The organism is Vibrio sp. HM8-C (genome assembly GCF_058630515.1).
The window spans coordinates 498,376-523,030 of the sequence record NZ_JBMMKS010000001.1 but is presented as its reverse complement, the minus strand read 5'-3'; the positions used below and the strand labels follow the sequence as shown (position 1 = coordinate 523,030).

27 protein-coding genes are annotated in these 24,655 nt (G+C 42.9%); 11 read left to right on the top strand and 16 right to left on the bottom strand.

Going from position 1 to position 24,655, the window contains the following annotated elements:
• Nucleotides 1–2 precede the first annotated feature (2 nt).
• Genes ACOSVQ_RS02395 through flgB form a run of 9 tightly spaced genes read right to left on the bottom strand, consistent with a single transcriptional unit; the run spans nt 3 to nt 6,684 of the window.
• Nucleotides 3–584, bottom strand: coding sequence for a rod-binding protein (locus ACOSVQ_RS02395; protein WP_491980995.1), 582 nt, complete (start codon nt 582–584; stop codon nt 3–5).
• Nucleotides 584–1,708 carry a flagellar basal body P-ring protein FlgI gene (locus tag ACOSVQ_RS02390; protein ID WP_491980994.1) on the bottom strand — a complete coding sequence of 375 codons (1,125 nt, stop codon included), beginning with the start codon at nt 1,706–1,708 and terminating at the stop codon, nt 584–586. Before ACOSVQ_RS02390 ends, ACOSVQ_RS02395 begins: the two co-directional genes overlap by 1 nt.
• The gene (flgH, locus tag ACOSVQ_RS02385; protein WP_491980993.1) at nt 1,708–2,403 is read right to left on the bottom strand and encodes a flagellar basal body L-ring protein FlgH; all 696 of its coding nucleotides are present in this window, start codon (nt 2,401–2,403) and stop codon (nt 1,708–1,710) included. The genes ACOSVQ_RS02390 and flgH overlap by 1 nt, the downstream gene beginning before the upstream one ends.
• Before the next feature lie 16 nt (nt 2,404–2,419).
• Complete coding sequence (gene flgG / locus ACOSVQ_RS02380) at nt 2,420–3,205, bottom strand: flagellar basal-body rod protein FlgG (protein ID WP_491980992.1); 786 nt, start codon at nt 3,203–3,205, stop codon at nt 2,420–2,422.
• Between the two features lie 20 nt (nt 3,206–3,225).
• On the bottom strand, nt 3,226–3,960 hold the full coding sequence (locus ACOSVQ_RS02375; RefSeq protein ID WP_491980991.1) for a flagellar basal body rod protein FlgF: 735 nt from the start codon (nt 3,958–3,960) through the stop codon (nt 3,226–3,228).
• 2 nt (nt 3,961–3,962) lie between these two features.
• The gene (gene flgE / locus ACOSVQ_RS02370) at nt 3,963–5,159 is read right to left on the bottom strand and encodes a flagellar hook protein FlgE (RefSeq protein ID WP_491980990.1); all 1,197 of its coding nucleotides are present in this window, start codon (nt 5,157–5,159) and stop codon (nt 3,963–3,965) included.
• Nucleotides 5,160–5,174: 15 nt separating this feature from the next.
• Nucleotides 5,175–5,864 carry a flagellar hook capping FlgD N-terminal domain-containing protein gene (locus ACOSVQ_RS02365; protein ID WP_491980989.1) on the bottom strand — a complete coding sequence of 230 codons (690 nt, stop codon included), beginning with the start codon at nt 5,862–5,864 and terminating at the stop codon, nt 5,175–5,177.
• Between the two features lie 3 nt (nt 5,865–5,867).
• Entirely contained in the window at nt 5,868–6,293 is a 426-nt protein-coding gene (gene flgC, locus ACOSVQ_RS02360; RefSeq protein ID WP_491980988.1) for a flagellar basal body rod protein FlgC, read from the bottom strand.
• A gap of 43 nt (nt 6,294–6,336) precedes the next feature.
• Nucleotides 6,337–6,684: a flagellar basal body rod protein FlgB gene (flgB, locus tag ACOSVQ_RS02355; protein WP_491980987.1), complete on the bottom strand. Its 348-nt coding sequence runs from the start codon at nt 6,682–6,684 to the stop codon at nt 6,337–6,339.
• Between the two features lie 285 nt (nt 6,685–6,969).
• Here flgB and ACOSVQ_RS02350 point away from each other — a divergent pair, with 285 nt between their 5' ends.
• From ACOSVQ_RS02350 to flhB, 6 genes are read left to right on the top strand one after another with little or no spacing between them, the layout of a single operon-like run.
• Nucleotides 6,970–7,731 carry a FliM/FliN family flagellar motor switch protein gene (locus tag ACOSVQ_RS02350; protein WP_491980985.1) on the top strand — a complete coding sequence of 254 codons (762 nt, stop codon included), beginning with the start codon at nt 6,970–6,972 and terminating at the stop codon, nt 7,729–7,731.
• Nucleotides 7,724–8,092 (top strand): FliM/FliN family flagellar motor switch protein, encoded by a 369-nt coding sequence (locus ACOSVQ_RS02345; RefSeq protein WP_491980984.1) that lies wholly within the window; start codon nt 7,724–7,726, stop codon nt 8,090–8,092. Before ACOSVQ_RS02350 ends, ACOSVQ_RS02345 begins: the two co-directional genes overlap by 8 nt.
• Nucleotides 8,085–8,837, top strand: a complete 753-nt coding sequence (gene fliP / locus ACOSVQ_RS02340; RefSeq protein ID WP_491980983.1) for a flagellar type III secretion system pore protein FliP — start codon at nt 8,085–8,087, stop codon at nt 8,835–8,837. Before ACOSVQ_RS02345 ends, fliP begins: the two co-directional genes overlap by 8 nt.
• A 2-nt stretch (nt 8,838–8,839) precedes the next feature.
• Complete coding sequence (locus ACOSVQ_RS02335) at nt 8,840–9,109, top strand: flagellar biosynthetic protein FliQ (protein ID WP_165311069.1); 270 nt, start codon at nt 8,840–8,842, stop codon at nt 9,107–9,109.
• Between the two features lie 15 nt (nt 9,110–9,124).
• On the top strand, nt 9,125–9,898 hold the full coding sequence (fliR, locus tag ACOSVQ_RS02330) for a flagellar biosynthetic protein FliR (RefSeq protein ID WP_491980980.1): 774 nt from the start codon (nt 9,125–9,127) through the stop codon (nt 9,896–9,898).
• A complete protein-coding gene (gene flhB / locus ACOSVQ_RS02325; protein ID WP_491980978.1) occupies nt 9,899–11,017 on the top strand; it encodes a flagellar biosynthesis protein FlhB in 1,119 nt (372 codons plus the stop codon).
• A 122-nt stretch (nt 11,018–11,139) separates the two neighbouring features.
• Here flhB and ACOSVQ_RS02320 read toward each other — a convergent pair whose 3' ends face one another.
• Nucleotides 11,140–12,198, bottom strand: a complete 1,059-nt coding sequence (locus tag ACOSVQ_RS02320) for a hypothetical protein (RefSeq protein ID WP_491980977.1) — start codon at nt 12,196–12,198, stop codon at nt 11,140–11,142.
• Nucleotides 12,191–13,219 (bottom strand): plasmid segregation protein ParM domain-containing protein, encoded by a 1,029-nt coding sequence (gene parM / locus ACOSVQ_RS02315; RefSeq protein ID WP_491980976.1) that lies wholly within the window; start codon nt 13,217–13,219, stop codon nt 12,191–12,193. The genes ACOSVQ_RS02320 and parM overlap by 8 nt, the downstream gene beginning before the upstream one ends.
• A 335-nt stretch (nt 13,220–13,554) precedes the next feature.
• Here parM and metR point away from each other — a divergent pair, with 335 nt between their 5' ends.
• The gene (metR, locus tag ACOSVQ_RS02310; RefSeq protein ID WP_491980975.1) at nt 13,555–14,466 is read left to right on the top strand and encodes an HTH-type transcriptional regulator MetR; all 912 of its coding nucleotides are present in this window, start codon (nt 13,555–13,557) and stop codon (nt 14,464–14,466) included.
• Between the two features lie 14 nt (nt 14,467–14,480).
• Here the strand turns inward: metR and ACOSVQ_RS02305 are convergent, their stop codons facing one another.
• Entirely contained in the window at nt 14,481–14,681 is a 201-nt protein-coding gene (locus ACOSVQ_RS02305) for a DUF4250 domain-containing protein (protein ID WP_165311063.1), read from the bottom strand.
• 91 nt (nt 14,682–14,772) lie between these two features.
• Nucleotides 14,773–15,456: an HI_1241 family integral membrane domain gene (locus ACOSVQ_RS02300; protein WP_491980972.1), complete on the bottom strand. Its 684-nt coding sequence runs from the start codon at nt 15,454–15,456 to the stop codon at nt 14,773–14,775.
• 189 nt (nt 15,457–15,645) lie between these two features.
• On the opposite strand from ACOSVQ_RS02300, the gene ACOSVQ_RS02295 reads away from it, so the two are divergent.
• Complete coding sequence (locus ACOSVQ_RS02295) at nt 15,646–18,018, top strand: YgiQ family radical SAM protein (RefSeq protein WP_491980971.1); 2,373 nt, start codon at nt 15,646–15,648, stop codon at nt 18,016–18,018.
• Between the two features lie 77 nt (nt 18,019–18,095).
• Here the strand turns inward: ACOSVQ_RS02295 and serC are convergent, their stop codons facing one another.
• Together serC and ACOSVQ_RS02285 are read right to left on the bottom strand one after the other, a co-directional pair.
• A complete protein-coding gene (gene serC, locus ACOSVQ_RS02290; RefSeq protein ID WP_491980970.1) occupies nt 18,096–19,190 on the bottom strand; it encodes a 3-phosphoserine/phosphohydroxythreonine transaminase in 1,095 nt (364 codons plus the stop codon).
• A 138-nt stretch (nt 19,191–19,328) separates the two neighbouring features.
• Entirely contained in the window at nt 19,329–20,594 is a 1,266-nt protein-coding gene (locus tag ACOSVQ_RS02285; RefSeq protein WP_491980968.1) for a DUF945 family protein, read from the bottom strand.
• Nucleotides 20,595–20,805: 211 nt separating this feature from the next.
• On the opposite strand from ACOSVQ_RS02285, the gene ACOSVQ_RS02280 reads away from it, so the two are divergent.
• From ACOSVQ_RS02280 to ACOSVQ_RS02270, 3 genes are all read left to right on the top strand, one after another.
• On the top strand, nt 20,806–22,746 hold the full coding sequence (locus ACOSVQ_RS02280; protein ID WP_491980967.1) for an ATP-binding protein: 1,941 nt from the start codon (nt 20,806–20,808) through the stop codon (nt 22,744–22,746).
• A 10-nt stretch (nt 22,747–22,756) separates the two neighbouring features.
• A complete protein-coding gene (locus tag ACOSVQ_RS02275) occupies nt 22,757–23,254 on the top strand; it encodes a response regulator (protein ID WP_491980966.1) in 498 nt (165 codons plus the stop codon).
• 190 nt (nt 23,255–23,444) lie between these two features.
• Nucleotides 23,445–23,993 (top strand): hypothetical protein, encoded by a 549-nt coding sequence (locus ACOSVQ_RS02270; protein WP_491980965.1) that lies wholly within the window; start codon nt 23,445–23,447, stop codon nt 23,991–23,993.
• Nucleotides 23,994–24,057: 64 nt separating this feature from the next.
• Here the strand turns inward: ACOSVQ_RS02270 and ACOSVQ_RS02265 are convergent, their stop codons facing one another.
• Complete coding sequence (locus tag ACOSVQ_RS02265) at nt 24,058–24,648, bottom strand: TfoX/Sxy family DNA transformation protein (RefSeq protein WP_491980964.1); 591 nt, start codon at nt 24,646–24,648, stop codon at nt 24,058–24,060.
• Between the last annotated feature and the right edge of the window lie 7 nt (nt 24,649–24,655).

Below are 24,655 nucleotides of genomic sequence, written 5' to 3'. Positions count from 1 at the left end.
TGTTATACACTCCCCACCGTTTGGCCAGACAACTGTTGATACAACAACTCTGCAAGTCCAAATGAGCTTTTCTTAGTCACGGAAATGGCCAATTGATTATCTAATAGGTCTTGAAACATTCCGTTTGAGTTATTTGATAATGGGTTCTCTTCGTCACCCAAAGCTTCAGTCGCCGTTCTCATTCTCTTGAGCATTTCTTGCACGAAAATCGCTTCAAACTGTTTTGAAACTTCACGCAATGCTGCATCTTCATCTTCGTGGTACTTCAACGAATTGAGCGAGGTTGGGTCAAACTGAAGCGCAGTGTTGTCATCAAAATTCAGGGATGAAAAATCACCTGCTGACACCAATGCTCCGTCATAAATCGACGCCATATTCTGATTTAAAGATGACGTCATAATTTGCTGTGCTGTACGAGTATCATGGCTGGCAGAGCTTGAAAATGGCTGAACCATTGGAACAGAATTAAGCTCAGAATAATCAGCAATACCTGACACTTGGTTTGGATTTACACTGATACTTTCTACATTGCCGACAGCATTCGCCGCCTTTGCGCTTTCAATCGCTGTGATTGGATTCGTCATCAGATAACCACCAATTCGCCGTTAATAGCGCCTACTTCATCCAACGCTTGCAGGATCTGCATTAACACCGTTGGAGATGCGCCGATACGGTTAACCGCATCAACAATCTCTTGAAGTTGTGTGCCTTCAGGCCAAACCATAGCGCCGTTATCCACTTCGCTAATCGTGATGTTTGAATCGTTGACCACGGTCGTTTGACCTGGTGCATTAAAGCTGCCCGCTGAGTTCGGTTGAGAAACAAGTTGGTCTTCACGGATCGAAACCGTTAAGCCACCTTGAGAGACAATCGCCTCACCCACAGTTACGCCTTTGCTAATTACAACCGTACCAGTACGTGAGTTGAAAACGATTTTAGGTAAGGCTTCGCCTTCGTTAACATCAAGCTGCTCAATCATCGACAAAAACATGATGCGATCTTCGCTATCGCTTGGTGCTGCGACTTCAACCAAACCTTTGTTCACGGCTTTTGCAACACCACGACCAAAGGTTTTATTGATCACTTTAGAAATATTTAAAGCTGTTTGGTAATGCGGCTTTTTCAATTGCAGGTGCAGTGTAGGATCTTCATCTTCTGCGCCAATCGCTGCGCGCTCTAACGTTGCACCATTGGGGATGCGAGCCGCCGTTGGCGTGTTGTTAGTCACGCTAGAACCATCGTTTGCGGTAACTTTATAACCACCTACAATCAAATGACCTTGAGCGACTGCATAGACGTTTCCGTCCACACCTTTTAGCTCTGTCATCAGTAGTGTGCCGCCTTGAAGGCTTTTTGCATCACCAATAGAAGCGACCGTTACATCCAGCGTTTGACCCGGACCTTTGTGAGAGCTCACTACTGCTGTCACGCTTACTGCAGCAACGTTTTTAGTTTTTGGCTTCGAGCCGTCTTCAAGTTGAACACCAAACTGCTGAACCATATTGACGATAGATTGTTGAGTGAATTTCACCTGTGATTTATCACCAGTGCCATCCAAACCTACAACCACACCGTAACCAATTAACTGGTTCGTTCGGTCACCGTATACATCCGTGATATGGCTAATCGGTACTGCTGCTGCATTACCGAAAAACAAACAACCAAACACCGCCAAAATGCAGTGTTTGAAATTAAGTCTTTGTTTCATTAAAACGGTACCCACGGAGAATTGAAGAACTGTGTTAACCAACCTGCGGTATTAGTATCAGCAAACGTGCCTCGACCTGCGTAAGTAATACGGGCATCTGCTATACGTTGTGAAGACAAGGTATTCCCAGAGCCAATATCGCTCGCGCGCACATTGCCAGACAGACGAATAAACTCATCGCCTTGGTTTAGCTTGAGCCACTTTTCGCCGCGAACACGAAGTACGCCATTTGGCAAAACTTGATAAACGGTTACAGTGATAGAACCGCTCAGACTGTTACCTTGCTTAGACGCTGCACTACCGCTGAAATCACGGTCGCCGTCAGCACTAGCTGATAACCTGTCATAAGATTTACCACCAATGATAGGAGCTGTCAGAGACAGACCTGAGCTCTTACCATATTTTGTTGTCGCGCTCTTGCCTGATTCTGTTTTTTCATCCAACAACACGGTCAGAATGTCACCTACGCGGTATGCTCGACGGTCTTGAAACAGGGTCATAGATGCATTACCAGCGTATAGACTGCCTTTACTCACACGCTCAACTTCATAGTTAAGTTCAGGTGGCGCATAGGCTTCATCGTCCGGCTTTGGTGGTACAAATTCCTGACCACGACCAGCACAACCTGCCAATAGCAAAATTGTACCGATTACCGTTGCCCGCTTAGCGATACTTACAAGGTTTGTTAAACACATAAAACTAACCATTAAATTAGGTATGGTTCGCTAGGTACTGCAACATGTTGTCTGCCGCACTTACCATTTTCGCGCTCATTTCGTAGGCACGTTGAGTTGAGATCATGTCAACCATCTCTTCAACCACTTGTACGTTTGACGTTTCTAGAGCACCTTGCTTGATGTAACCAGCGCCTTCAGTGCCTGCCGCCAGTTCCATCGCTTCGCCAGAAGCTTCGGTTTCACCTAATAGGTTGCCGCCCAGAGCCGTTAAGCCTTGAGGGTTCATAAATTTAACCAGTGTGATTTCACCTAGGTTTTGCGGCTCAGTTTCACCTGTAATTGTCGCTGAAACCGTACCGTCTTCGGCGATAGACACCAATACCGCATCATCAGGTACTGTGATTTCAGGCTGAAGTAGATAACCTTGAGTGTTGACCACCGAACCATCAGCGTTCACATGGAACTGACCATTACGTGTGTAAAGCATTTCGCCATCAGGACCTTCAATCTGGAAGAAACCATCGCCCATGATTGCTAAGTCAAACTGTTGTGATGTGTTGTTGATGTTGCCTTGAGTAAATACTTTTTCAGTACCTGCAACACGAACACCGTTACCTAACTGGATGCCGGTTGGGTGAACGTTTAGATCATCAGTACCTGTACCCGCTTGTTTCTCAACGGCGTAGAACAAGTCTTCGAATACCACGCGGTCACGTTTGAAACCAACGGTGTTAACGTTCGCCAGGTTGTTCGAAATAGCAGTCATTTTCGCATCTTGAGCTGCCATACCGGTTTTAGAAATCATTAATGCGCTATGCATAACTTACCTACTAATTCTTATTACGCTTTCAGCAGCTGGTTACCAAGCTTGTCAATTTCTGACGCTGTAGCCATTGCTTTTACTTGCATTTCGTACTGACGAGAAAGCGACATCATGCCAACTAATTCATCAATACTTGAAACGTTACTCGATTCCAGATAACCAGAACGAACAGAGACATCTTGGTCAGCCATCAGTGTGTTGCCGTCTTTAGCTACAAACAAACCTGAACGATCTAGCGTCATATCGAAGTAATCTGGATTAACAAGCTTCAAAGCCGCCACTTCCATTTCTGCGCCGCCACCCGGAGGTGTGATGCTAATAACACCGTCAGATGAGATGTTGATTGCTTGATACTCAGGAACAACGATTGCGCCACCATCACCCAGAACCTGACGGTCGCCTACCATCAAGTTACCTTCGGCTGTCACATTGAAGTTACCAGCTCGGGTATAAAGCTCTTCCGGTTCGCCTTGCTTGCCTTCTAGAGCAAAGAAACCTGAACCGTTGATCTTCACGTCAAGCGCGCGATCAGTACGAACTTCCGTACCCTGAGCAAAGTTGTTCGATGCTGAGTTGGTACGTGTGGTTGTTGAAGATTCAAAGCCAGAACCATCAATCTTCATTGGAGTTGAGTGTTCCATAATGGCTTTAAAACCAACGGTGTTAACTTGCGCTAAGTTGTTGGCTCGAACTTCTTGAGCCAACATCACACGCTCTGCACCTTTAGCTGCGGTGAACAGAATTGGATTCATAATTAAACTGCGTTAAATAGCGACTGCATCAGTTGATCTGATGTAGAAATTGTTTTGGTGTTTGCTTGGTAGTTGCGTTGCGCTGTCATCAGGCTGACTAGTTCTGACGTTAAATCAACGTTTGAGCTTTCAAGCGCACCCGATGCAAGCTCACCAAACTGACCCGTACCCGGTACACCGTATACTGGGTTACCAGATGCGAATGTTTGCGTCCAAGAAGTGTTTGATGTTTGTAGAAGCTCTTGAGGTGCTGTGAAGTTAGCAAGAACTAACTGTCCTTGAAGCAGAGACTGACCATTACTGTAGGTTGCGTAAACCATACCGTTAGATTCGATACGAATATCAGAAAAGTCACCCGCGGTGTAACCATTAGCGCTGTTTTGAGAAACCACAAAGTCACTGCCGTATTGGCTTAGTGAAGAGATATCGATAGTGATATCAAGTTGGTTTGCACCCGCTGCGTTTGCCGTCACAGTGTATGAAGGGTTAGACGTTAGCTTACCCGTTGTATCAAACGTTACTGGTGATTCAGTAATGATATTCGCGGTGTCGCCATCAACAACAGAATGAATCGTCCATTCGTTGTCAGCAGTTTTTACAAAATACTGCGTCAGCGTGTGCTCGTTACCTAATGAGTCATAAACTGGAGTCGTGTATGAGTTGGTGTAAGAGTTCACGTCTGATGGATCAAATGGATAGGTCGCCGTATCAACGATGTCTGAACGTGAATCAAGATTTGAGGTAAACGTCATACTGTCTGTTGCTTTTGCTGGCAGAGAAGCACTATCAATCTTCAGGTTACCCATTGAACCTTCAAGCAGGTTATTGTTGTTATCAACCGCATAACCCTGCAAGTTACCGCCTGTGTTTGAAACGATGTAGCCATTTGCATCCATTGAGAATGCGCCGTTACGGGTATAGCTCATCTGACCGTTGCCTTCTTGGATAACAAAGAAGCCACCGCCAGTTAGCGCCATATCTAACGAACGCCCCGTACCTGCAATCGAACCTAGTGAATCAAAGTTCTGGCTGATACCGTTCACTTGAACACCGCCCGCTTGACCACCGTTGTACACAGAACCAAACTCAGTACGAGACTCTTTAAAGCCAGTCGTTGACGAGTTAGCGATGTTGTTTGAAATTGTGTTTAGCTCTTGGTTAGAGGCATTTAGGCCACTCAGGGCAATATTAAAACTCATAAAATACTCTCTTTATTAACTGTTGTTACTTTTTTGCCCGAACGAGGCAATTTCGTAGAATGGGATGTCGCCAATGCCGTTGATAGTCAAGACACTAGAACCACCAGTAGATGGAATAGAGACCATTTCAACAGTGCCGTTTAGCATAATATCTGGGGTGTAAGTTTGACCTTCATCGAGCAACACCGTCATGGTGTAATCACCACTTAGACCTAACGCTGCTGTATCAATAGAGAAGTCCACCATGCCTGCAGAGTGACTACCTAAAGCAATATTGCTTACGTTACCCTGCGCATCAGTTAACTGCAGAGTTACTGTGTTTGATGCAGAAGTCAGTTCAATCGAACCGTCAAAAGTACTTTCACCATCGGCTTGTAACGTATCAGTACGAACAGATACTGTTTGACCCACTAAGTCAGCAGTAGTCAGTACTTGTAAGTTATCCATCATGATGGCGTTGTTGTTCAGGATCGTAACCATGTTCTCGGTACTTTGAACCTGAGCAAACTGAGCTAACTGAGACACATATTCAGTACCATCTGCTGGGTTTAATGGGTCCTGATTTTGCACCTGAGCCACCATCAACGTGATGAATTGGTTGTACAACGCATCCGCACTGTTCTGATTGGTTGTCACCGTTGATGCTGACGTTGTTGCCGATTGAACGGTCACGCTAGTATCTGCACCCGCTACTACTGTCGTCATCGATTAAACCTCCCAAATGCGCATTAGAGACTGCTGCATTGATTTCACGTTATTAAGTACTTCAACGTTGGCTTCAAAACTGCGTGTTGAAGACATCATGTCTGCCATTTCATTCACTACGTTTATTCCTGTGTGGTAGACGTAACCTTGTTCGTTCGCCAAAGGGTTGTTCGGCTCATAACGAGTCTGCGCTAAACCATCCATCTCAATCACATCTGCAATTTTCACAGGCACAAGACCTTGGTCTTTCTGTGCTGCTGAAAGTGAGTTGAACGCCGCAGAAAAAACAGGCTTCAATGGCTTGTAGACATCGTTAGGATTACTTGCCACAGAGTCAGCGTTCGCCAAGTTACTGGAAATCGTATTCAAACGAATGGTTTGCGCCGTCATGGCTGAACCGGATGTTTCGTAGATGCCGTTAAAAGACATGTTGCCCCTTAAATAAAATTACTGTGGGTTCTATTGAGAACCTTTATTGACCTTCAATCGCTCGTTTTAAGCCTGATACTTTCGACTTTAGAAACTGCAAACTCTGGTGGTATTCCATGCTGTTTTGAGCAAATCGAGCTTGCTCTGACTGAAGCTCAACAGTGTTTCCGTCACGGCTGCGCTGCACCGGAATTCGGTACATCGTATCGGTTTGAATTTGGGTAGATGACACACCACCAATCTCCGACATTACTGCATTGAACGTAACGTCTTTTGCTTTGTAATTAGGCGTGTCTACGTTAGCAATATTCGATGCGAGTACAGACGTACGCTCTGTTCGAAATTGCAACATCTTAGGGTGAATACCCAATGCATCGTCTAAACTGATCATAAAGCTAAAATAAAATCCTAATAATGTATTCCCGGTTATTCATACAAACATTCACAACCTGAAAATAAAACATTCAACATTAATGATCTGCATTATAAATAATTCAATTCAAATCTAATGTAGGATTAATCCCAAACTGATTCGTAGTTCTTCCTAACAATCCTTACATAGCAATATATTAAGCATTATTAAGGTGTTTTCCATTTGAAGTAATATTTCGCTTATGTATAATCGCCCGCCTATTTCCGAACTCTATAATTCGGTTTAGTTCTTTGGAGTATTTTCATGCAACATATCGCAATAACCGATATTGGCAATCCTAAAATTGCCATTAAGAAAAGGATTATTGAGTTTCTTCAAGAACATGCGAACGTAATTAAACGTCAGCTACGTGGTACATTTAATGGTGTATCCGTCGAAGTTGAGCCACGAGATGAAGGCTCTTCTGAAGAAGACTTACATGAAATATGCCTAGATATAAGTAATATCGGCATTATTTCTTTTTCTTTATCCATCAGTACGTTGGATAAATTATTTTGCAAACATCTGAATATTCCTACAAATAGTTCAGATAGCAATGTGAGCATTAATTCTATTACAGTCTCACACAGAAAATTTTTCGAACGATTTGCAAGTAAGATTATTAATTGTTTATTTCCAAGTGAGAAAATAAACACCATACAGTGTGAGAAAATTAAACATACTGATATCAGAATTAATAACATTCTTTCTATCGGTGATATACATGAAGAAATGTTTATTACTTTTAGTGAAGAGTCGCTCAAATATTTTTCAAATGGTCTCAGAAAATACCGACCATTTAATCAGAAAGATGTCGTTGCTACGTTGAACCAAGTACCTGTTGACGTAAGTGCAATTCTGATGAGAACAGAATTATCTATTGATGCACTTGATGCGATCTCAGTCGGAGACATTATCAACGTGCAAAAACCTGAACAAATTGACGTAAAAGTAAGTGGTAACACACTTTTTAAAGGTCAGCTTGTGATTGATGAACATGCTCAATTTGGAGTGAAGTATGAGTGATTTAGACCAACTAGATGATCTTGACCTGCTAAACGATGATCTGGATTTTGATGCGCAAGATTCAGCGTTAACATCGAACAGAGCTCCAAACACATTGGATGCTCCAACAAGCAAGTCGAACATCGGTATGATCCGCGACATTCCAGTTGAAGTAACAGTAGAAGTTTCAAGACGCAGCCTTCCTCTCAAAGAAGTAATGGCGATTGAGCCCTCTTCTGTTGTCATGCTTGATAAGCATGAAGGTGAACCTGTTGATATCAAGATCAACGGAGTTTTATTTGGTACAGGAAGCATTATCACTAAGGATGGCAAATACGGTGTTCAAGTTTTGTCCCTTGTTGATAGTGGAAGCCATGAATAAAAAATATTTAGGATGGCTAACAGTCATCCTTTTTTTATTGTTGCCAAATATAGCTGCAGCAGAACCAGAACTGAGTTTATTCACCATCAATGATGCTTCAGGCTCAAGTGAATACTCGGTAAAACTGCAAATCCTCATTTTGATGACAATGCTGAGTTTTATTCCAGCGTTTATCATCATGTGTACCTGCTTTACACGTATCATCATCGTATTAGGTATCTTAAGACAAGCTCTTGGCTTGCAACAGTCTCCACCAAACCAAGTTCTGGTTGGTCTAGCTTTGATCTTCAGTATTTTAATTATGCGCCCTGTTTGGACAGACATTTACGACAATGCCTACCAACCTTATGCCAATAACGAAATTACTTTAGTGGACGCGCTACAAAGAGGCAGTGTACCGCTGCGCGAGTACATGTTGGCTCAGACGCAGACGCAGACACTTGAACAGGTAACTAAAATCGCGGATGAACCTTTAGCAGAAAAACCAGAAGACATTCCATTTCTGGTACTGCTACCTGCCTATGTGCTCAGCGAGCTAAAAATCGCTTTTCAGATCGGCTTTATGGTGTTTCTGCCATTTTTGATCATCGACCTTGTTGTAGCATCCGTATTGATGTCTATGGGTATGATGATGTTGTCACCCTTGATTGTTTCACTGCCATTCAAACTACTTGTATTCGTTGTCGTTGATGGTTGGGGCATGTTATTGGGTAGTTTGTCGCAAAGCTTTTGGGTTGGGGGTTAATCATGACTCCTGAAGTATCCGTCACCATCGTCGCTCGTGCACTTTGGGTAGTTGTCTCTATGGTATCGGTTCTGATTGTACCGAGCTTGTTGGTCGGTTTACTGGTTGCTGTTATTCAAGCAGTAACCCAAATCAACGAACAAACACTGAGCTTCTTTCCGCGACTGATCATCACCATGTTAAGCATCATTTTTGCTGGCCACTGGTTACTCATGCAGGTATCCGAGTTCTTCGAATACATTTTCTTCACTGTGCCAACTTTGGCTCAGTAATAGAGCGCACGCTGTATGCTCGATCTTACGTTTACCCAAATTACCGAATGGCTTGGCTTTGTCTGGTGGCCATTTGTTCGCTTTTCAGGGTTCTTTCTGATCGTCCCTTTTTTCGGTGACACGCGAGTACCTGTCATGGTGCGAATTTTATTACCTATGATCTTTTCGATCATGTGTGCAGGGATAATTGATAACGTACCTTCATTCAACCCGTTTTCCATCCAAGCGTATGTCTTTGCTATTTATCAGTTTAGTTTCGGCTTTATTCTTGGAATGGTGGTATTGCTGTTTATGAATATTTTCAGTATCGGTGGACAAGCGGTATCCATGCAGATGGGTTTAGCGATGGCGGTAATGAACGACCCAAGCAGTGGCGCGAGCGTGCCGATCACAGCGCGAATCTTCAACATTACTGCAATGTTGCTGTTCCTCTCTTTGGATGCGCATTTGATTGTCTTAGATATCTTCGTAGACAGTTTTCGTCAGTGGCCATTTGATACTGAATATCCATTTGAAGGTATTAAACACGTCCTCACCATGTTCGGCTGGATGTTTTCATCAGCGCTGATTATCGCCATTCCAGCCATGTTGACTATGATGCTTAGCAACGTCACCTTTGGCTTCCTTGGCAAAATCGCTCCTTCATTAAACATTTTTACATTGGGTTTCCCGATGACCATGTTGTTAGGCATGATCGCTTTGATGCTCTCTATTTTTGGTGTCGGCGATATTTTCTTTGATATGGTCAGCGAGATGCGTGACCACATGAATTACGTATTGAGTCTATAAATGAGCCAAGGGGATAAAACCGAACAGGCCAGTAGCCAGAAACTCAGTAAGGCACGCTCCGAAGGTCAGGTAGCCCGAGCCAAAGAGTTTACGACTGCTATCTGTATGATCGTCGGCGTCAGCTACTTCTATATGTATGGTGCAGAACTTAAGCGATCGATATTTTTGTTATTCGAGACGGCTTATACCTTCGACTCGACAACAATTTTCGATATCGATCCTATGCTCGAAATGTTCGCCCAAGCGCTGTTCATTCTGATTAAACTTTTTGCCCCAATGATGCTTTTTATCACTCTAACAGCTGTCGGTGCCAGTAGTGTTCTGGGCGGGTTTAACTTCAATTTCAAATCCATCAGTCCCAAGTTTTCCAAGATCAATCCAGCATCTGGTTTAAAGCGCATTTTTTCAAAGCAGACCTTTATTGAGTTCTTAAAAAGTGTGCTCAAGATTTCCATCATTCTTTCTTTGCTGTACATCACTATCAACAACAATGTAGGCATCATCAGCGGACTCGTTAGAGCTTCTTTCCAGACAGTTATACAAATTGCTTTTGGTAACTTGTTAAGTCTTATCATCATGCTCATTTCTGTTGCGGTTATTTTCGGTTTGATTGACTTGCCATATCAAAAAATGACGTTTAATAAACAGATGATGATGTCAAAAGAAGAACTAAAACAAGAACATAAACAGCAAGAAGGTAGCCCAGAAGTCAAAGGCCGACGCCGTCAAATTCAAATGCAGTATGCGCGTAACTCTGCCAATAAAATGGTACCGACGGCAGATGTCGTACTAATGAACCCAACCCACTACGCTGTGGCTCTCAAATACGATATTTCAAAAGCAGAAGCGCCATTCGTTGTGGCGAAAGGAAAAGATGAAGTGGCTTTCTATATACGTTCTTTGGCAGATAAACATGAAATTGAAGTTCTGATCGTGCCTGAAATAACACGTTCGATTTACCACACCACTCAAATTAACCAAATGGTTCCCAACCAACTGTATTTAGCCGTGGCTCAAATTCTAAAATACGTGCAGCAATTACAAGCATGGAAAAAGGGACAACAAGCGAAACCCAACAAGCTACCAAGTTTCACGATTCCTGAGAACATTCGCTATTAGGATTAGGTAATGCATATTGCTACTACCAATTGTTACTCAAGTGGTTGTTGCTGACCCCGGTTATAATATCCACAAAAAAAGCCAGCTTAAGCTGGCTTTTTATTCGTTAGAAGAATCGAAGGTTAAAACACTCCCTTCTTCTTCAAACGCTGTACTTTTTCTAAGCGCTCTTCAACAGACTCTTGAGGCTCTGCAAAGTTTGCAGGTGTCGTCACAACACCGCCTTGCTGCCTGATTTGTTGCATTAACTGATTGATAAGCGTGTTTTGTTGGGTCACGACACTCTTTAGTTCAGATATTTGCTGGCTATGGTCAAGCTTATCGCCAATCGCCATAGCAATATCATGACTCAAAGCCTGCTGGTCAACAGGTTGCATCTGCGCGCTGTTCGACGAGCTACCTAACAATTGTTTTTGATGTTCAATAAGCTGACTACTAATGATTGACGCAATGTCTTGGCTAAGCGCTAGTGTATCAATGTCGTTTGAAGATGAGCTTGGCATCAACGTGATGAGGTCACGCAGAGCCTTTTCGTTTTCCGCAAACTTACCACTCATTGAGTTAACAATTTCTTGGCTCAATGACTGTGCATCAATCTTGCTCTCAAACTGAGTATTGGCATGAGCAGCAATGTGCTCCACCAGCGATTGTTGATGTTGAGCCAACTGGGAACTCATATGTTCAGTGATGTGTGCAAAATCAGGCACAGATGGCATTGAACCCGCCGAGAAATCAATCTGAGACAAGTGTTCTGACAGTTTCATTTCGAGTAAATGTTCAATCTTCGACGAAACGTTATCAATCACAGCATCAACATCGATAGATTTGCTTTCGGATGCTACTTTGCCCTCATCTATGCTGCTTTGAACACTTTGTGGATAAATTTGGTGCACTTTCAGAATATCGAGCAGTGATTGCTCGCTGATTGAATCATTGGACAGCGCCGCTGCAAAGCTAGTAGCCAATTCTGGCTTTAAGCAGTGCAAAAACATTCCACTCATATAGATATCTTTATGAATATGGACTAACTGGTGCAGTTCCATCGCAGCGGTGGCATCCGCTGCGAGTTCTTTGCGCTTTTTCGACCAACCAATAAAGGTGTTATATGCAAAGCTATCAGGGATAGATTGCAGTGGGTCGAGGTAGATCGCTAGTGATACGCGTTTAAAGCGTTTATTCATCACTACCAGCCTCTGCGCTGTTGTTTTCATCTGCGTGATACAAACACATTTCTTGTGCCAGTGCAGACTGTGCATTATCAACAAGGATCACGCGATCACCCAACGTTGGATACGCTTCTTTTACCGCATCAAAAATCAACGTTGCACCGCCGCCAACCAAATAAACTCGGTTAGGGTTTTTAGCAAATTTCTTCGCTTCGGTGACGACTTGTTTGCCAAGTTCGTGAATTTTCGCGTTCATTTTTTCACGAACCATCTCGATTTGAGATTCGTCGTTGATCACTTCCGATGCAAATTCATCATCATGTCGACGGCGGATTAGTTCGTTAGCCACTAAGTAACTTGAGTCACTGTCCGCAAACGCCAATGCTTTGCGAACGGTGTTAGTGACCATAGATACACCAATCTCGTTGTTGCCGTAGACGCCAGACACTTCATCGAACTCACCGACAACGATACCCATGTCTAACGTTGTTCCGCCTAAGTCAATGACAAGTGAGCGAGTAAACTCATTGCAGTTGGAGTTCACTAGCGTTGATAACACGGCTGGTAAACTTTCAGGCATCACCTCAACTTCTACCACGTTGAACGTTTCACCTTTGTTCAGTGAAATTTCGCGCATCAGGTTTTGACGCTTACGTTCAATGTTCTTTTCATTCTTTTGGCAATCTTCAAAACGGTAGTATTCGGTGATCGGTAAAGTCACAACCAGAGATACGTTACAAGGCTCTAAACCCGTTTGTAGAAGTGCATGATGAACCGCCAGTAGGTTCAAATCGTCATACTGATAATCAACGTGTGTTGTTTCAAGTGCTTTATCAGACGTTGCATCGTAAGTGTATTTAAAGCCATCAATGGTGTAGTTGTAGACTTTTTTATCGTTTCTTAACGCTGCACTCTTCCAATCTTTTCTAAATGAGTTTGGTGACACCAAACTTTTAATTTCACCGTCAGCCAACCAACTTACTTTTACGTTTGTTGAACCATCATCAACAGCAAATTTCATCAAAGTATTAGTCATGTGTGTAACCTTAAGATAAAAAACCAACTAAATAGGAGCGAAGGCGGATGTTAACTGAAGCTCAGTCGATTAACCTAACTTCCAAGAAATATCAAAGCCGTAGGAAATTCAATGTAACTCTTTGTTTAAATTGAAATATATCTAAACAACACAGACTCAAACCTCAAGGACGACATCAAAATAAGAAAAGACTCACAACGCAAAACCTACACACTTACAGCTTAAACTGACACCTAGTTAAATTCTCAAATAGACGTCTAGATGTTTACAGCTCCAAAAAAAGAGCGTAACTTAGGTATAAATTCATGATGCTTAAGGAATGATGAGGATTTCTCATGTTAGAGCTAAAACATTTAAGAACGATTGCGTCACTGCGTGATACAGGGTCACTGACCTCCACTGCAACATCGCTGCATTTGACTCAATCTGCCCTTTCGCATCAGATTAAAGACCTTGAAGCTAGGCTTGGTGGCCAACTATTCCTACGTAAAACCCGACCGGTCAAATTTACTTCCGAAGGCGAAATACTGCTTAAACTTGCAGACGATATCTTGCCAAGAATTGCCAAAGCCGAAAATGAACTTGCCAGTTTGAAAGAGGATGTAAATGGTCGCCTGCATATGGCTATTGAGTGCCACTCCTGCTTCCAGTGGCTTATGCCTGCGTTAAGAGAATACCAAGTTGCATGGCCAAGTGTTGCTTTGGATTTTTCTTCGGGTTTTGGTTTTGAACCACTTCCTGCTCTGTTGGCTGGTGAGTTAGATTTAGTGATTACTTCAGACATTCTTCCTCGCTCTGAAGTGCATTATGAACCACTGTTTGATTTTGAAATGCGCTTAATCACTGCAACGAATCACCCTCTTGCTAATAAAGAGTGGATCGCTCCTGAAGATATTGCCGATCAAACTCTACTGAGTTACCCAGTACAAAAGCAGCGTTTAGATGTGGTGAAGCACTTCCTTCAGCCTGCAGGCGTAGAGCCAGCAAAATGGAAACAAGCAGACAACACATTGATGTTGGTACAGATGGTATCAGCAGGGTTGGGCGTTGCCGCACTGCCAAACTGGGCGATCAGTGAATTTTCTCGCCAAGGATTAATCACCAGTAAACCACTTGGTAACGGTTTATGGCGTCGGCTATTCGCCGCTGTTCGCAACAGCGATAAAGAGAAGCGTTACTTGCAAACCTTTTTCGCTACTGCGCGACAACAATGCAAAAGCCACCTCGAAGGGATCAAGATGGCTTAAAAATGCGATTAAACTTAGCGACCAGAAGATTTGAACTGGTTGGTCAATGGATCATAGCGAAAACCGAGATGACTTAATTTACCAACCACGTTTTCAACATCCATCTCATAAGTAGAAACAAGCTCATCCAAACTGTCACACTCTAAGCGCAACTTCTCGTTCACTATCCCTAAGAGAATAATACTGTCTAGTTTATTAACGTTGCTCAGATCCATATTGGCACTCCTTTGAACAAAACCCACTTATTAAGCCTAGTCTGGATTTCTCACAAGAAAAGTGATTTTGTTCTAGGGATTAAAATTCCAACTATTGAATCAGATACAAGCTATGAAAGCCGGTACAAGCTAGCAGTACCAATAAGAAAGCTACCGTTAACTGGCCTTTTTCCGGTTTCTTCGCGGTAATGATATGCCAGCTCCAAAATACAATTCCTGCAATCAACAAGCTAAAACTAATAAGCAGCGGCATAGTAAGTTCAGCTAGCGCTTCACTTTCAAGTGAGTAAGCAAACGGCACAATACATACCGTCGTTGCCATTGCAGACAAAATTCCTACCACAGGCAAGATTCGATGAAAGGCATCTAGTCGACTGCGAGCGATAGACAAAAGCATGTTCGCAAAAGCAGACCCAAGTAAAAAGATCATCATAAACAGCGAAAGCGAGGCACTCCAACTTGGCGCTTCACCAATGAGGATACCGACGTAAGCCAATGAAAGACCGTTAACTAAATAAAGAACCCATAGCGGCCCTTCATCACGAGTTTTGGTGGTTTGAACGCGTGAGTAGAAATAGAAAATGGCAAAAACCACCATAAATGCTTCAATTTTAATAGAAGCGACCGCCAACCAAAGTACACCTAAAGAAGGTAAAACCTTATGCAAACGTCCACGTTGACCAGGACAAATTTCACCTTTGACCAAAATCATCGTCAAAATAATTTGAGCACCTAAAAGCATAGGAGCGAAAACAGAGAGTAGTGAATAAACCATAATTTCAAATAACTAAGCCCGATTTAATAGAGGGCGATAATAGCAAAGCCCAGTTATCTTTCCTATCTCCGCGGACTTTCCTATCTTTATCAACATAGAAAAATCCCCAACAAAGATGAGGTGATGTTCCGCTAGATACTCCATGTTCAAGTCGCTATAATGCGCACCTCTCAAATACAAGGTCAAAATATGTACAGCAATATTACTCCTATCCATCAACACAAAAAGTACTGGGCAGAATGCTTCGGTACGGCACGCTTTTTACCTACCAGCCGTAAAGAGATGGATGCGCTTGGATGGGATAGCTGTGACATTATTATTGTAACTGGTGACGCCTATGTCGATCACCCAAGTTTTGGTATGGCAATTATCGGACGTCTGTTAGAAGCTCAAGGTTTCCGCGTCGGTATCATTGCGCAGCCAGAATGGCAGAACAAAGACGCATTTATGGCGTTAGGCAAACCCAATCTCTTCTTCGGCGTAACAGCAGGTAACATGGACTCCATGATCAACCGTTATACGTCAGATAGAAAGCTGCGCCATGATGATGCATACACGCCAAACAATGAAGGCGGCAAACGCCCTGATCGTGCAACCTTGGTTTATTCTCAACGCTGCCGTGAAGCGTATAAAGATGTACCTATTGTTCTAGGTGGTATTGAAGCTAGCCTTCGTCGTGTTTCTCACTATGATTATTGGTCTGACAAAGTTCGTCGTTCAGTACTGTTTGATGCAAAAGCCGACATTCTTTTGTTTGGTAACGCAGAACGCGCTCTGGTAGAAGTGGCACACCGACTAGCTGATGGTGAGTCTATTAGCGATCTTATTAATGTCCGCGGCACAGCAGTCAACCTTGCAGCCGTACCTGAAGGCTTCAAAGTCATTGACTCATCACGCATTGACAAACCTAGTACGCCATTTGTACCAACAAACCCGTACGAAATTGAAACTCAGTGTGAAACCAAAAAAGACGAAGAAGAAGCAAAACCGATTACGGTTCGCCCTTCCCGCCATGATGCGAAAACAACTGCTGTACGTCTGCCTTCGTATGAAAAGTTACTGAATGACCGTATTCTTTATGCTCACGCAAGCCGCGTACTGCATTTAGAAACAAACCCGTACTCTGGTCGTGCTCTGATTCAAAGCCACGGCAACCGCGAACTATGGGTAAACCAAGCTCCGATTCCATTAACTACAGAAGAAATGGACTATGTGTTTGATTTACCATACGCACGTGTGCCTCACCCTAAATACGGCAAAGATAAGATTCCTGCGTATGACATGATTAAAACGTCAGTCAACATTATGCGTGGCTGTTTTGGTGGCTGTTCTTTCTGTTCAATTACAGAGCACGAAGGACGAATCATTCAGAACCGCTCAAAAGAATCTATCATCAACGAACTAAAAGAGATTCGCGATAAAGTACCGGGCTTTACTGGCACGATTTCGGATCTCGGCGGACCAACAGCTAACATGTACCGTTTGGGTTGTTCAGATCCTAAAGCGGAAGCAAACTGTCGTCGTCCTTCATGTGTTTTCCCTGGTATCTGTCATAAGTTAAATACAGACCACAAGCACACTATCGATTTGTATCGTGAAGCACGCAAAGTGGAAGGTATTAAGAAAGTGATGATCGCGTCTGGCGTCCGTTACGACTTAGCCATTGAATCTCCAGAATACGTCAAAGAGCTTGTGACGCACCACGTAGGTGGTTATCTGAAGATTGCTCCTGAACATACGGAAAAGAACCCGCTGGATCTGATGATGAAGCCAGGTATGGGTACATTTGACCGCTTTAAAGAGCTATTTGATAAATACAGTGCGGAAGCAGGCAAGAAACAATACCTTATTCCTTATTTCATCTCTGCACACCCAGGTACTGAAGATGAAGACATGGTGAACTTGGCGCTTTGGCTAAAAAGCCGTGATTATGAGTGTGACCAAGTACAGAACTTCTACCCATCACCAATGTGTAATGCAACAGCGATGTATCACTCTGAAGTGAACCCGCTTAAACGTGTGAAGTACAAAAAGCGTGAGGAAGTCACTGTACCAAAAGGTGACCGTCAAAGACGTCTGCACAAAGCACTGCTTCGTTATCACGACCCACTAAACTGGCCGTTGATTCGTGAAGCGTTGATTAACATGGGTAAAAAACACCTTATCGGTGATAAGCCAGGCTGTTTGGTACCTTCGGAAGACAGCGACAAGCTCACACCTGCGCAACGTCGTAAATCTGGCCGTCATGGTTCAAACCGCTTCGCGACAAAGCATACAAAAACTCAACCGGGTTTTGATGCACTTCGTGGTGACAATAGTCGTGGTGATGGCGGCCGTGGTGAAAATAGCCGTAAAGAAAACAATCGTGGCGAGAATCCACGTGGAAACAAAGCATCAGGCAACAACAAATCAGGTGGAAAAGGTTCCTACGGCAGCTCACAAGGTACTAGTAATTCACAAGGCAGCAGTCGTCCTCAAGGAAATGCTCGCCCACAGAGCGGCGCTCGACCAAATGCGAACAAAGGTAAAGGTCAGAGCCGACCTTCTCAACGAACTCAATAACGTATTCGTTAACCGCAAAGCATAAAAAAGCGCAGCTCTCGGGCTGCGCTTTTTATTAACTGTTTTTTCAGAGCGATTTAAGCGTACTGCGCTTCGAACTCTTTCATAAACGAAACAAGTGCTTGAACACCTTCAAGAGTCATTGCGTTGTAAATTGACGCTCGCATGCCACCAACCACTCGGTGACCTTTTAGTGACGTTAAACCACGTGCTTCAGCCAACTCTAAGAAAGTACCGTCTAACTCTGGCTTCGCTAATTGGAATGGCACATTCATTAGAGAACGGTTGTCTGGATGAATACCGTTGCGGTAAAAATCTGACGAATCAACGTAATCGTATAGTAATGCTGCTTTTTCGCGGTTGATTTTCTCAATCGCTTTTACGCCACCTTGCTCTTTCAACCACTTAAATACCAAACCTGACAAATACCAAGCGTAAGTCGGTGGTGTGTTGAACATTGAATCTTGTTCTGCCAACAATTTGTAATTCAAAATACCCGGTACTAAATCACTTGCTAGTCCTAATAAATCATCACGTACGATCGCGATACAGATACCAGCAGGACCAATATTTTTCTGCGCACCAGCGTAAATAACACCGTATTTCGACACATCAATTTCACGAGAAAGAATGGTTGAAGACATATCAGCAACGATTGGTTTATCGGTTACTGGTAGATCGTTAATCTCGATACCATCAATAGTTTCGTTTGGACAGAAGTGAACATAAGCCGCTTCTGGATCAATTTTCCATTCGCTCGCAGGTAAAATGGCAATTTTGCCATCTTTTTGCACTTTCGCGTCAAAAACGTCCGTTTCGCAATATTTTTGAGCTTCATTTACTGCGCTTTCTGCCCAGTATCCACCATCAATATAAGTTGCTTTCTTCGCATTACCCATGAGGTTTAGCGGCACTGCTGCAAATTGTGCACGTGCGCCACCTTGGCAAAATAGTACTTTATAGTTGTCTGGGATATTTAGAAGATCGCGTAAATCTTGTTCAGCTTCTTCTGCCACCTTGATGAAAGGTTTACTACGGTGGCTAATTTCCATAACCGAAACGCCCATGCCGTTCCAATTAACAAATTCAGCCTGTGCTTTTTCCATCACGGCTTTTGGTAACGCTGCTGGACCAGCACTAAAGTTATAAACAGTGTCCGTTTTCGGCTCCATGTGTTCCTTGCTCCTGCTATCGATGATGAGTGTGATTAATACCACTTTTTTCATCGGATAAAAAGCAAGAAAAGAGGTCTTTCGACCTCTTTTCTTCAACTAATCTAAATTTCAAAGACTTTAGGATGTGTAGCGAGATTAACGTGCCATCATCGCCGACATAAACAACGCAAAAAGTGGCACTTGATGACCATTAGAGAAGACCACATTCCCTTCTTTGATATCAGCATTTAACTGATAACCTTGGTCGTTTTGAGTCATCATTTCCATTAGCAACAGTTCATCCACACCTTGCTGAATAGTTGGATAATCCAAAACCAGTTGATTTGAAACAAACGCTTCCAAACTGCCAGTGAGTGCAGATAAAACGATACTTGGGTCTTTAGAAACACTACTAGTACCTTCAGGGATTGTCAGAGTCATATTTGACTTAAACTCACCTTCGCCAAGCGTTAAAGCTAAAGGATTCATACTGACAAAGAAACCTTTGGAGAACAATGCATCAATATGTGGCATCGCTTTTTGAATATCATTAGCATCCAGATACGGATTGCTTTGATAGATATTAGAAAGCGCTAAGAAAGCAGCACTGTCTGCATCACCCAAAGTGAAATCTACCTGAACATCGTTTACTTCACCGTCCTCAAAAGTTAATTGCTCAACATTAATCTTGTGATTGCTGGTAAAACGAGCTTGTTCAGCATCTAGCTTCGATTCAAACTGATAAGAAGTATTGTTAATAGCAAACAGGGTCGTTCCTAACCCATCATCTACGGTTAAAGAACCAAGATTGACGTTTTGCTTTCCAATCCAAAAGCCCGCATCTTGCTTCCCATCACCATGACCGTTTAAATCGGTCAGCAGCATGTTCTCACCCGTCGCAAAATTCAATGCAATGGAAGGAATAGAAATATTAAAGTCCACTTTACCTAATGTGGTCACAGTGCCAGTCAATTCAGAAGAAAGAATCGATATAGCGACGGAATCTGGACCTTCGCTTTGGAAATGCCAATTATCAAGCTTAGAAGAATAGCTCGTATTGCCATTCAGTTGCGTTGTACTGTTTATCACTAGAGGAGACTCAGGATAATCAGGGAAAGTGGATACTGCAGTAATACCCACCAGACCATGGTGAACATCACTGTTAACAGTAACTTCTGTTGGGATGCCTTCTGCCATCATCTGTTGTTTCAGAACTGGACTTGTCACGCTAAACCGAGTTTGTACACGCGAAGAAAGGTATCCGCGATCGTAACTGATCAGCTCCGCAGATATTTCGTCATTGCTGACATGTTTCAGACCATCAGTAATAACATTTTGACCAATTTGCCCAACAGCTAAAGGCCAACACAATGCTAGCGAAATAGCACCACCCACTGCGCCAACTAATTTCAATTTTTTCATATATGGAAGTTCCCAACGTGTTTCATGCAGTCTACCCATAAGGTTCGGCTATCTCAAGGCAACGGTCAGTGAATTGATTGTAAAGAAGTTTGTATACTCAAAGTGTTGATGATAATTGACTCTGATTTGGCATTCTAAAACCTCGCTCTCAGTTCGTTTTCACACCGCTTGCTAGAGTAAAGCGGTCAGATTTCAATATGATGAGAGCACCGTGAATCAATACGCCCTACTCTGCTTAGATAACAACCCGATTAGTATCGAACAATGGCGGCAAGAACTGCGCTCGTTCGCCACTAAGTTTGACCTGCACACAGCTGATTCTTTTGACGAGGCACAGCAGGCACTCGAGTATTTGGAATCACAAAATCAGACTGTGGCATTAGTCATCGCTAGCCATAACGAGAATTTAAACGGCGCAGATTTCCTGATTCATCTAGATAGAATGGAAAATACCAAGAATGCCCGAAAAGTTCTCATCAGTTGCGGACAGGATATTCAAGCGATAGTCAGCGCTGTAAACGAAGGACGTCTTGACTACTGCTTAACCAAACCACTGCAAAACAATGTGCTCTATAAGACAGTCGTCCAAGAGCTCACTACCTATGTATTGGAAAATGATAAAGATAACGCGCTTCATTACAGCAGCGTGCTCGATCAGCAAAGGTTACTGCGTTCGCATATCGACAATAAAATGCACTCCTACCGCCAAGGCTTTATCACTGAATACCACCAGCTATCCGATGCAGAACTTGCAGACCAAGTGATAGGTGCTCTTTATCAGTTCTTTGAAAAGCAAGATGACACCAAAGCATGTAGAACCTATTCTGCCGACCATTTGCTCACCGTCGAAGGAAAGGAGAACCGCTTTTTGTGGTTCATTACTGAAGGCGAAGTCGCACTGTACAAAAAGGACAAACACGGCCAGCAAAGAGAAGTTGTTAGGCATAAAAAAGGAAATATTGTAGGTGGTATGTCTTTCGTGACCGGTGAGAGTTCTTTTTCAACAGCAATAACGCTGACTAAAACAGAGGTTATCAAGCTAGACCGAGACGTTTTCGCTAAAGTCATGCATACAAACACCAGTTTGCTGCCTCTTTTTACCAACCTTTTATTACGCCATTTTAACCGACGTCTGCAAAGAAGCATCAATACGAAAATACAGCTGCAAGAAACCCTTGAGTCTTTGGAATCCGCACACCAACAGCTGATCGAAGGCGAGAAAATGGCGATGCTTGGACAGTTGGTTGCAGGTGTAGCTCATGAACTGAATAATCCGGTGTCAGCAATACTAAGAGGCACTGACACACTTTCCAATAACATTGAAAGTATTGTTGAATCATATTCTGATTCAACAACTAATCGTCAAGGCGCCCAAATGCTTAAAGCAGCATTGACAGCAAAGCCCATGTCGACGTCAGAAGAGCGAGAGCTCGCCAAGCAATTGGAAGCCCAAATACACCATCGCCTGCTAGCCAAAAAAATGGTTAAGCTAGGCTTAAATAGCCAAGAAGATTCGGTTAAACAAGCCAAAGCTAATCCCGAGGCGATGTTGAAGGATTTGGAATCACTCGAGCGTTATCATCTAACTGGCGCCACGCTTCGCTCTATTAAAGTATGCGCACAACGGATCACCGACATGGTTAAAAGCTTAAAAGGTTACGCTCGTGCCGATGATGAAACATTCCATCTGGTTGATATCCATGAAGGTATTGAAGATACACTGGTTATCTTTGAAAATCGGCTAAAGCTGCACAAATTAATCAAAGAGTATTCAGAAATCCCACCCATTCGTTGCCTTCCGATTGCGCTCCAACAAGTTTGGACGAACTTAATTTCAAATGCGATAGACGCTTTCCCTGAAAGAGGGATATTGGAAATCCGCTCTGCTATCGAAGAAAAAGAAGGGCAAACTTATGCCGTCATAAGTTTCAAAGATAACGGTCATGGTATTTCAGAAGACATTAAAGAAAAAATATTCGAGCTTAACTATACAACGAAACGCGAAGGCAATTTCGGCCTAGGTATTGGGCTTTCTATTTGCCAGCAAATAATGCATCAGCACAATGGTTGGATCGATGTTGAGTCCGAACTCGGTCAATACACAAATATGCGAGTATGGCTGCCTTTACTCCTCGCCCACACTGAACAATAAGGAAAATAACATGAGCAAATTCATGATTTTATGTGTCGATGATGAACGAGAAGTACTAGATAGCGTCCTTCAGGACATAGATTGTTTTGAAGATAGCTTCATTATTGAAGCTGCACAGTCAGTGAGTGAAGCTAAATCTGTGATTGAAGATTACCGTCAACAAGATGTCTCTTTGGCTCTTATTCTATGTGACCACATCATGCCAGAGCAAACCGGCATTAGTTTTCTCATTGAATTGAACGACGAATCGGATACGGCAAAAACTCGTAAGATTTTGTTAACAGGACAAGCAGGTCTTAACGACACTGTAGAAGCAGTTAACCACGCTAGCTTGGATTTTTTCATCGCAAAACCATGGATGGGAGATCAACTTCGCCAAGTGGTAAAAGAACAACTTACACAATATGTGATTGAAAATGTGAAAGATCTTCTGCCATGGGTAAAAATACTTGATACCGAAAAGCTTCTCAATGCTATCGCTGAGAAGCGAATGGATTTTGGTGAATAACGATTTCCCGGAGAAAATGGCATTTAAATTGCTTTAATTCAACAAACGACAAAACTATGACATTTTTTGATGGTTTCTTGATACATCAATGCTTTATGATGTCACAAGAGTTGAAGTAGGATTCAGGAGTAAGGCGAATCTTCCTTTATAACCATGGAATTAACGATAAAAATACAGGTTTACCGTAACTATGCGTAAAACAATCATTGCAGCAGCACTACTTATTGCTTCGGGTCAAACTTTTGCCGAAGTTGACCGTAACAGCCCTTCAATTATGAGCAACTTTAGCTACGACTATGCAGAAGCTCGAATTGGCGCTAGCCCAATGACATTTGGTGGCGCTATCAGTAAGTCTATTCACCCTAACGCTCACGTGATTGGCCGAATTGATTCTGAACTTGATAGCGATTACGCGGCAGCAGCAGGTTTTGGCTTCCATGCTCCAGTAAACAACTGGGCAGATTTCACCGGTGAGATGTTACTTCGTCTTGAAGACAAAAAAGATGGTTCAAGTGCAGATACAGGTATGGAACTTAACTTAGGTATTCGCCAATGGTTAGGTCCTCAACTTGAAGTAGGCGGCAAAGGTGGCTACGTTTCAATTGACAACAACGATGACTGGATCGCTTCTTTCTATGCTCGCTTCCACTCAACAGAGCTTTTTTCAATTGGTGCTGAAGCGCGCTTCAACGACTCTTACGGCGACCAAATCATGTTTACAACTCGCTTCAAACTATAGTTTCAAGCGAAGTTAAAAAACAAAAGCCGAAGTTAATAACTTCGGCTTTTTTATTATTTTTCGTTTAGCGCTGACAACTTTCCAAAAGCTGGCGCTTTCGAGGTTCTTGTAGCAATTTCCAGTGGATACCTTCAATCGCTCCGGCAAATTTCCACAATAATTTGATGTCTACATCGTTTCCATACGTCTGACAAACTTTACTAAATACAGCTGGAGCGCCTAACTTAATAAACGTTTCTACATCATCCACACCCGACTTCTTAACCATCCGTTCTAGAGTCAGTTGCATGTTCGGCAAATCACGTAAACGACGGTTCAGTGATGATTTTTGAACAACACGTTGAGACACAGCTTTTTTAATTGAAGTGCCAACAATAGTTTCTAGCTCTAAACTGTTACTCGCATAAAGGTCAGTGATGTCATAGTAGTTAACTGTCGCTACCGTCTGTTTCTTAACATGACGGTATTTTTCACATCCCAATGCGGTTAACTGGTCATCAAGCTCCTCTCCGCCACGGATATATATGCAATCGTTAGTTAACAGCGCATACATAGCATCTTCTTGGAATAAACCTATACCACCAAACATTGAACGCTGCTGGCTTTCGCCAAACTTATTTACAAAATCGAAAAATGTTTGTTCTACCATAGTCATTGACCCT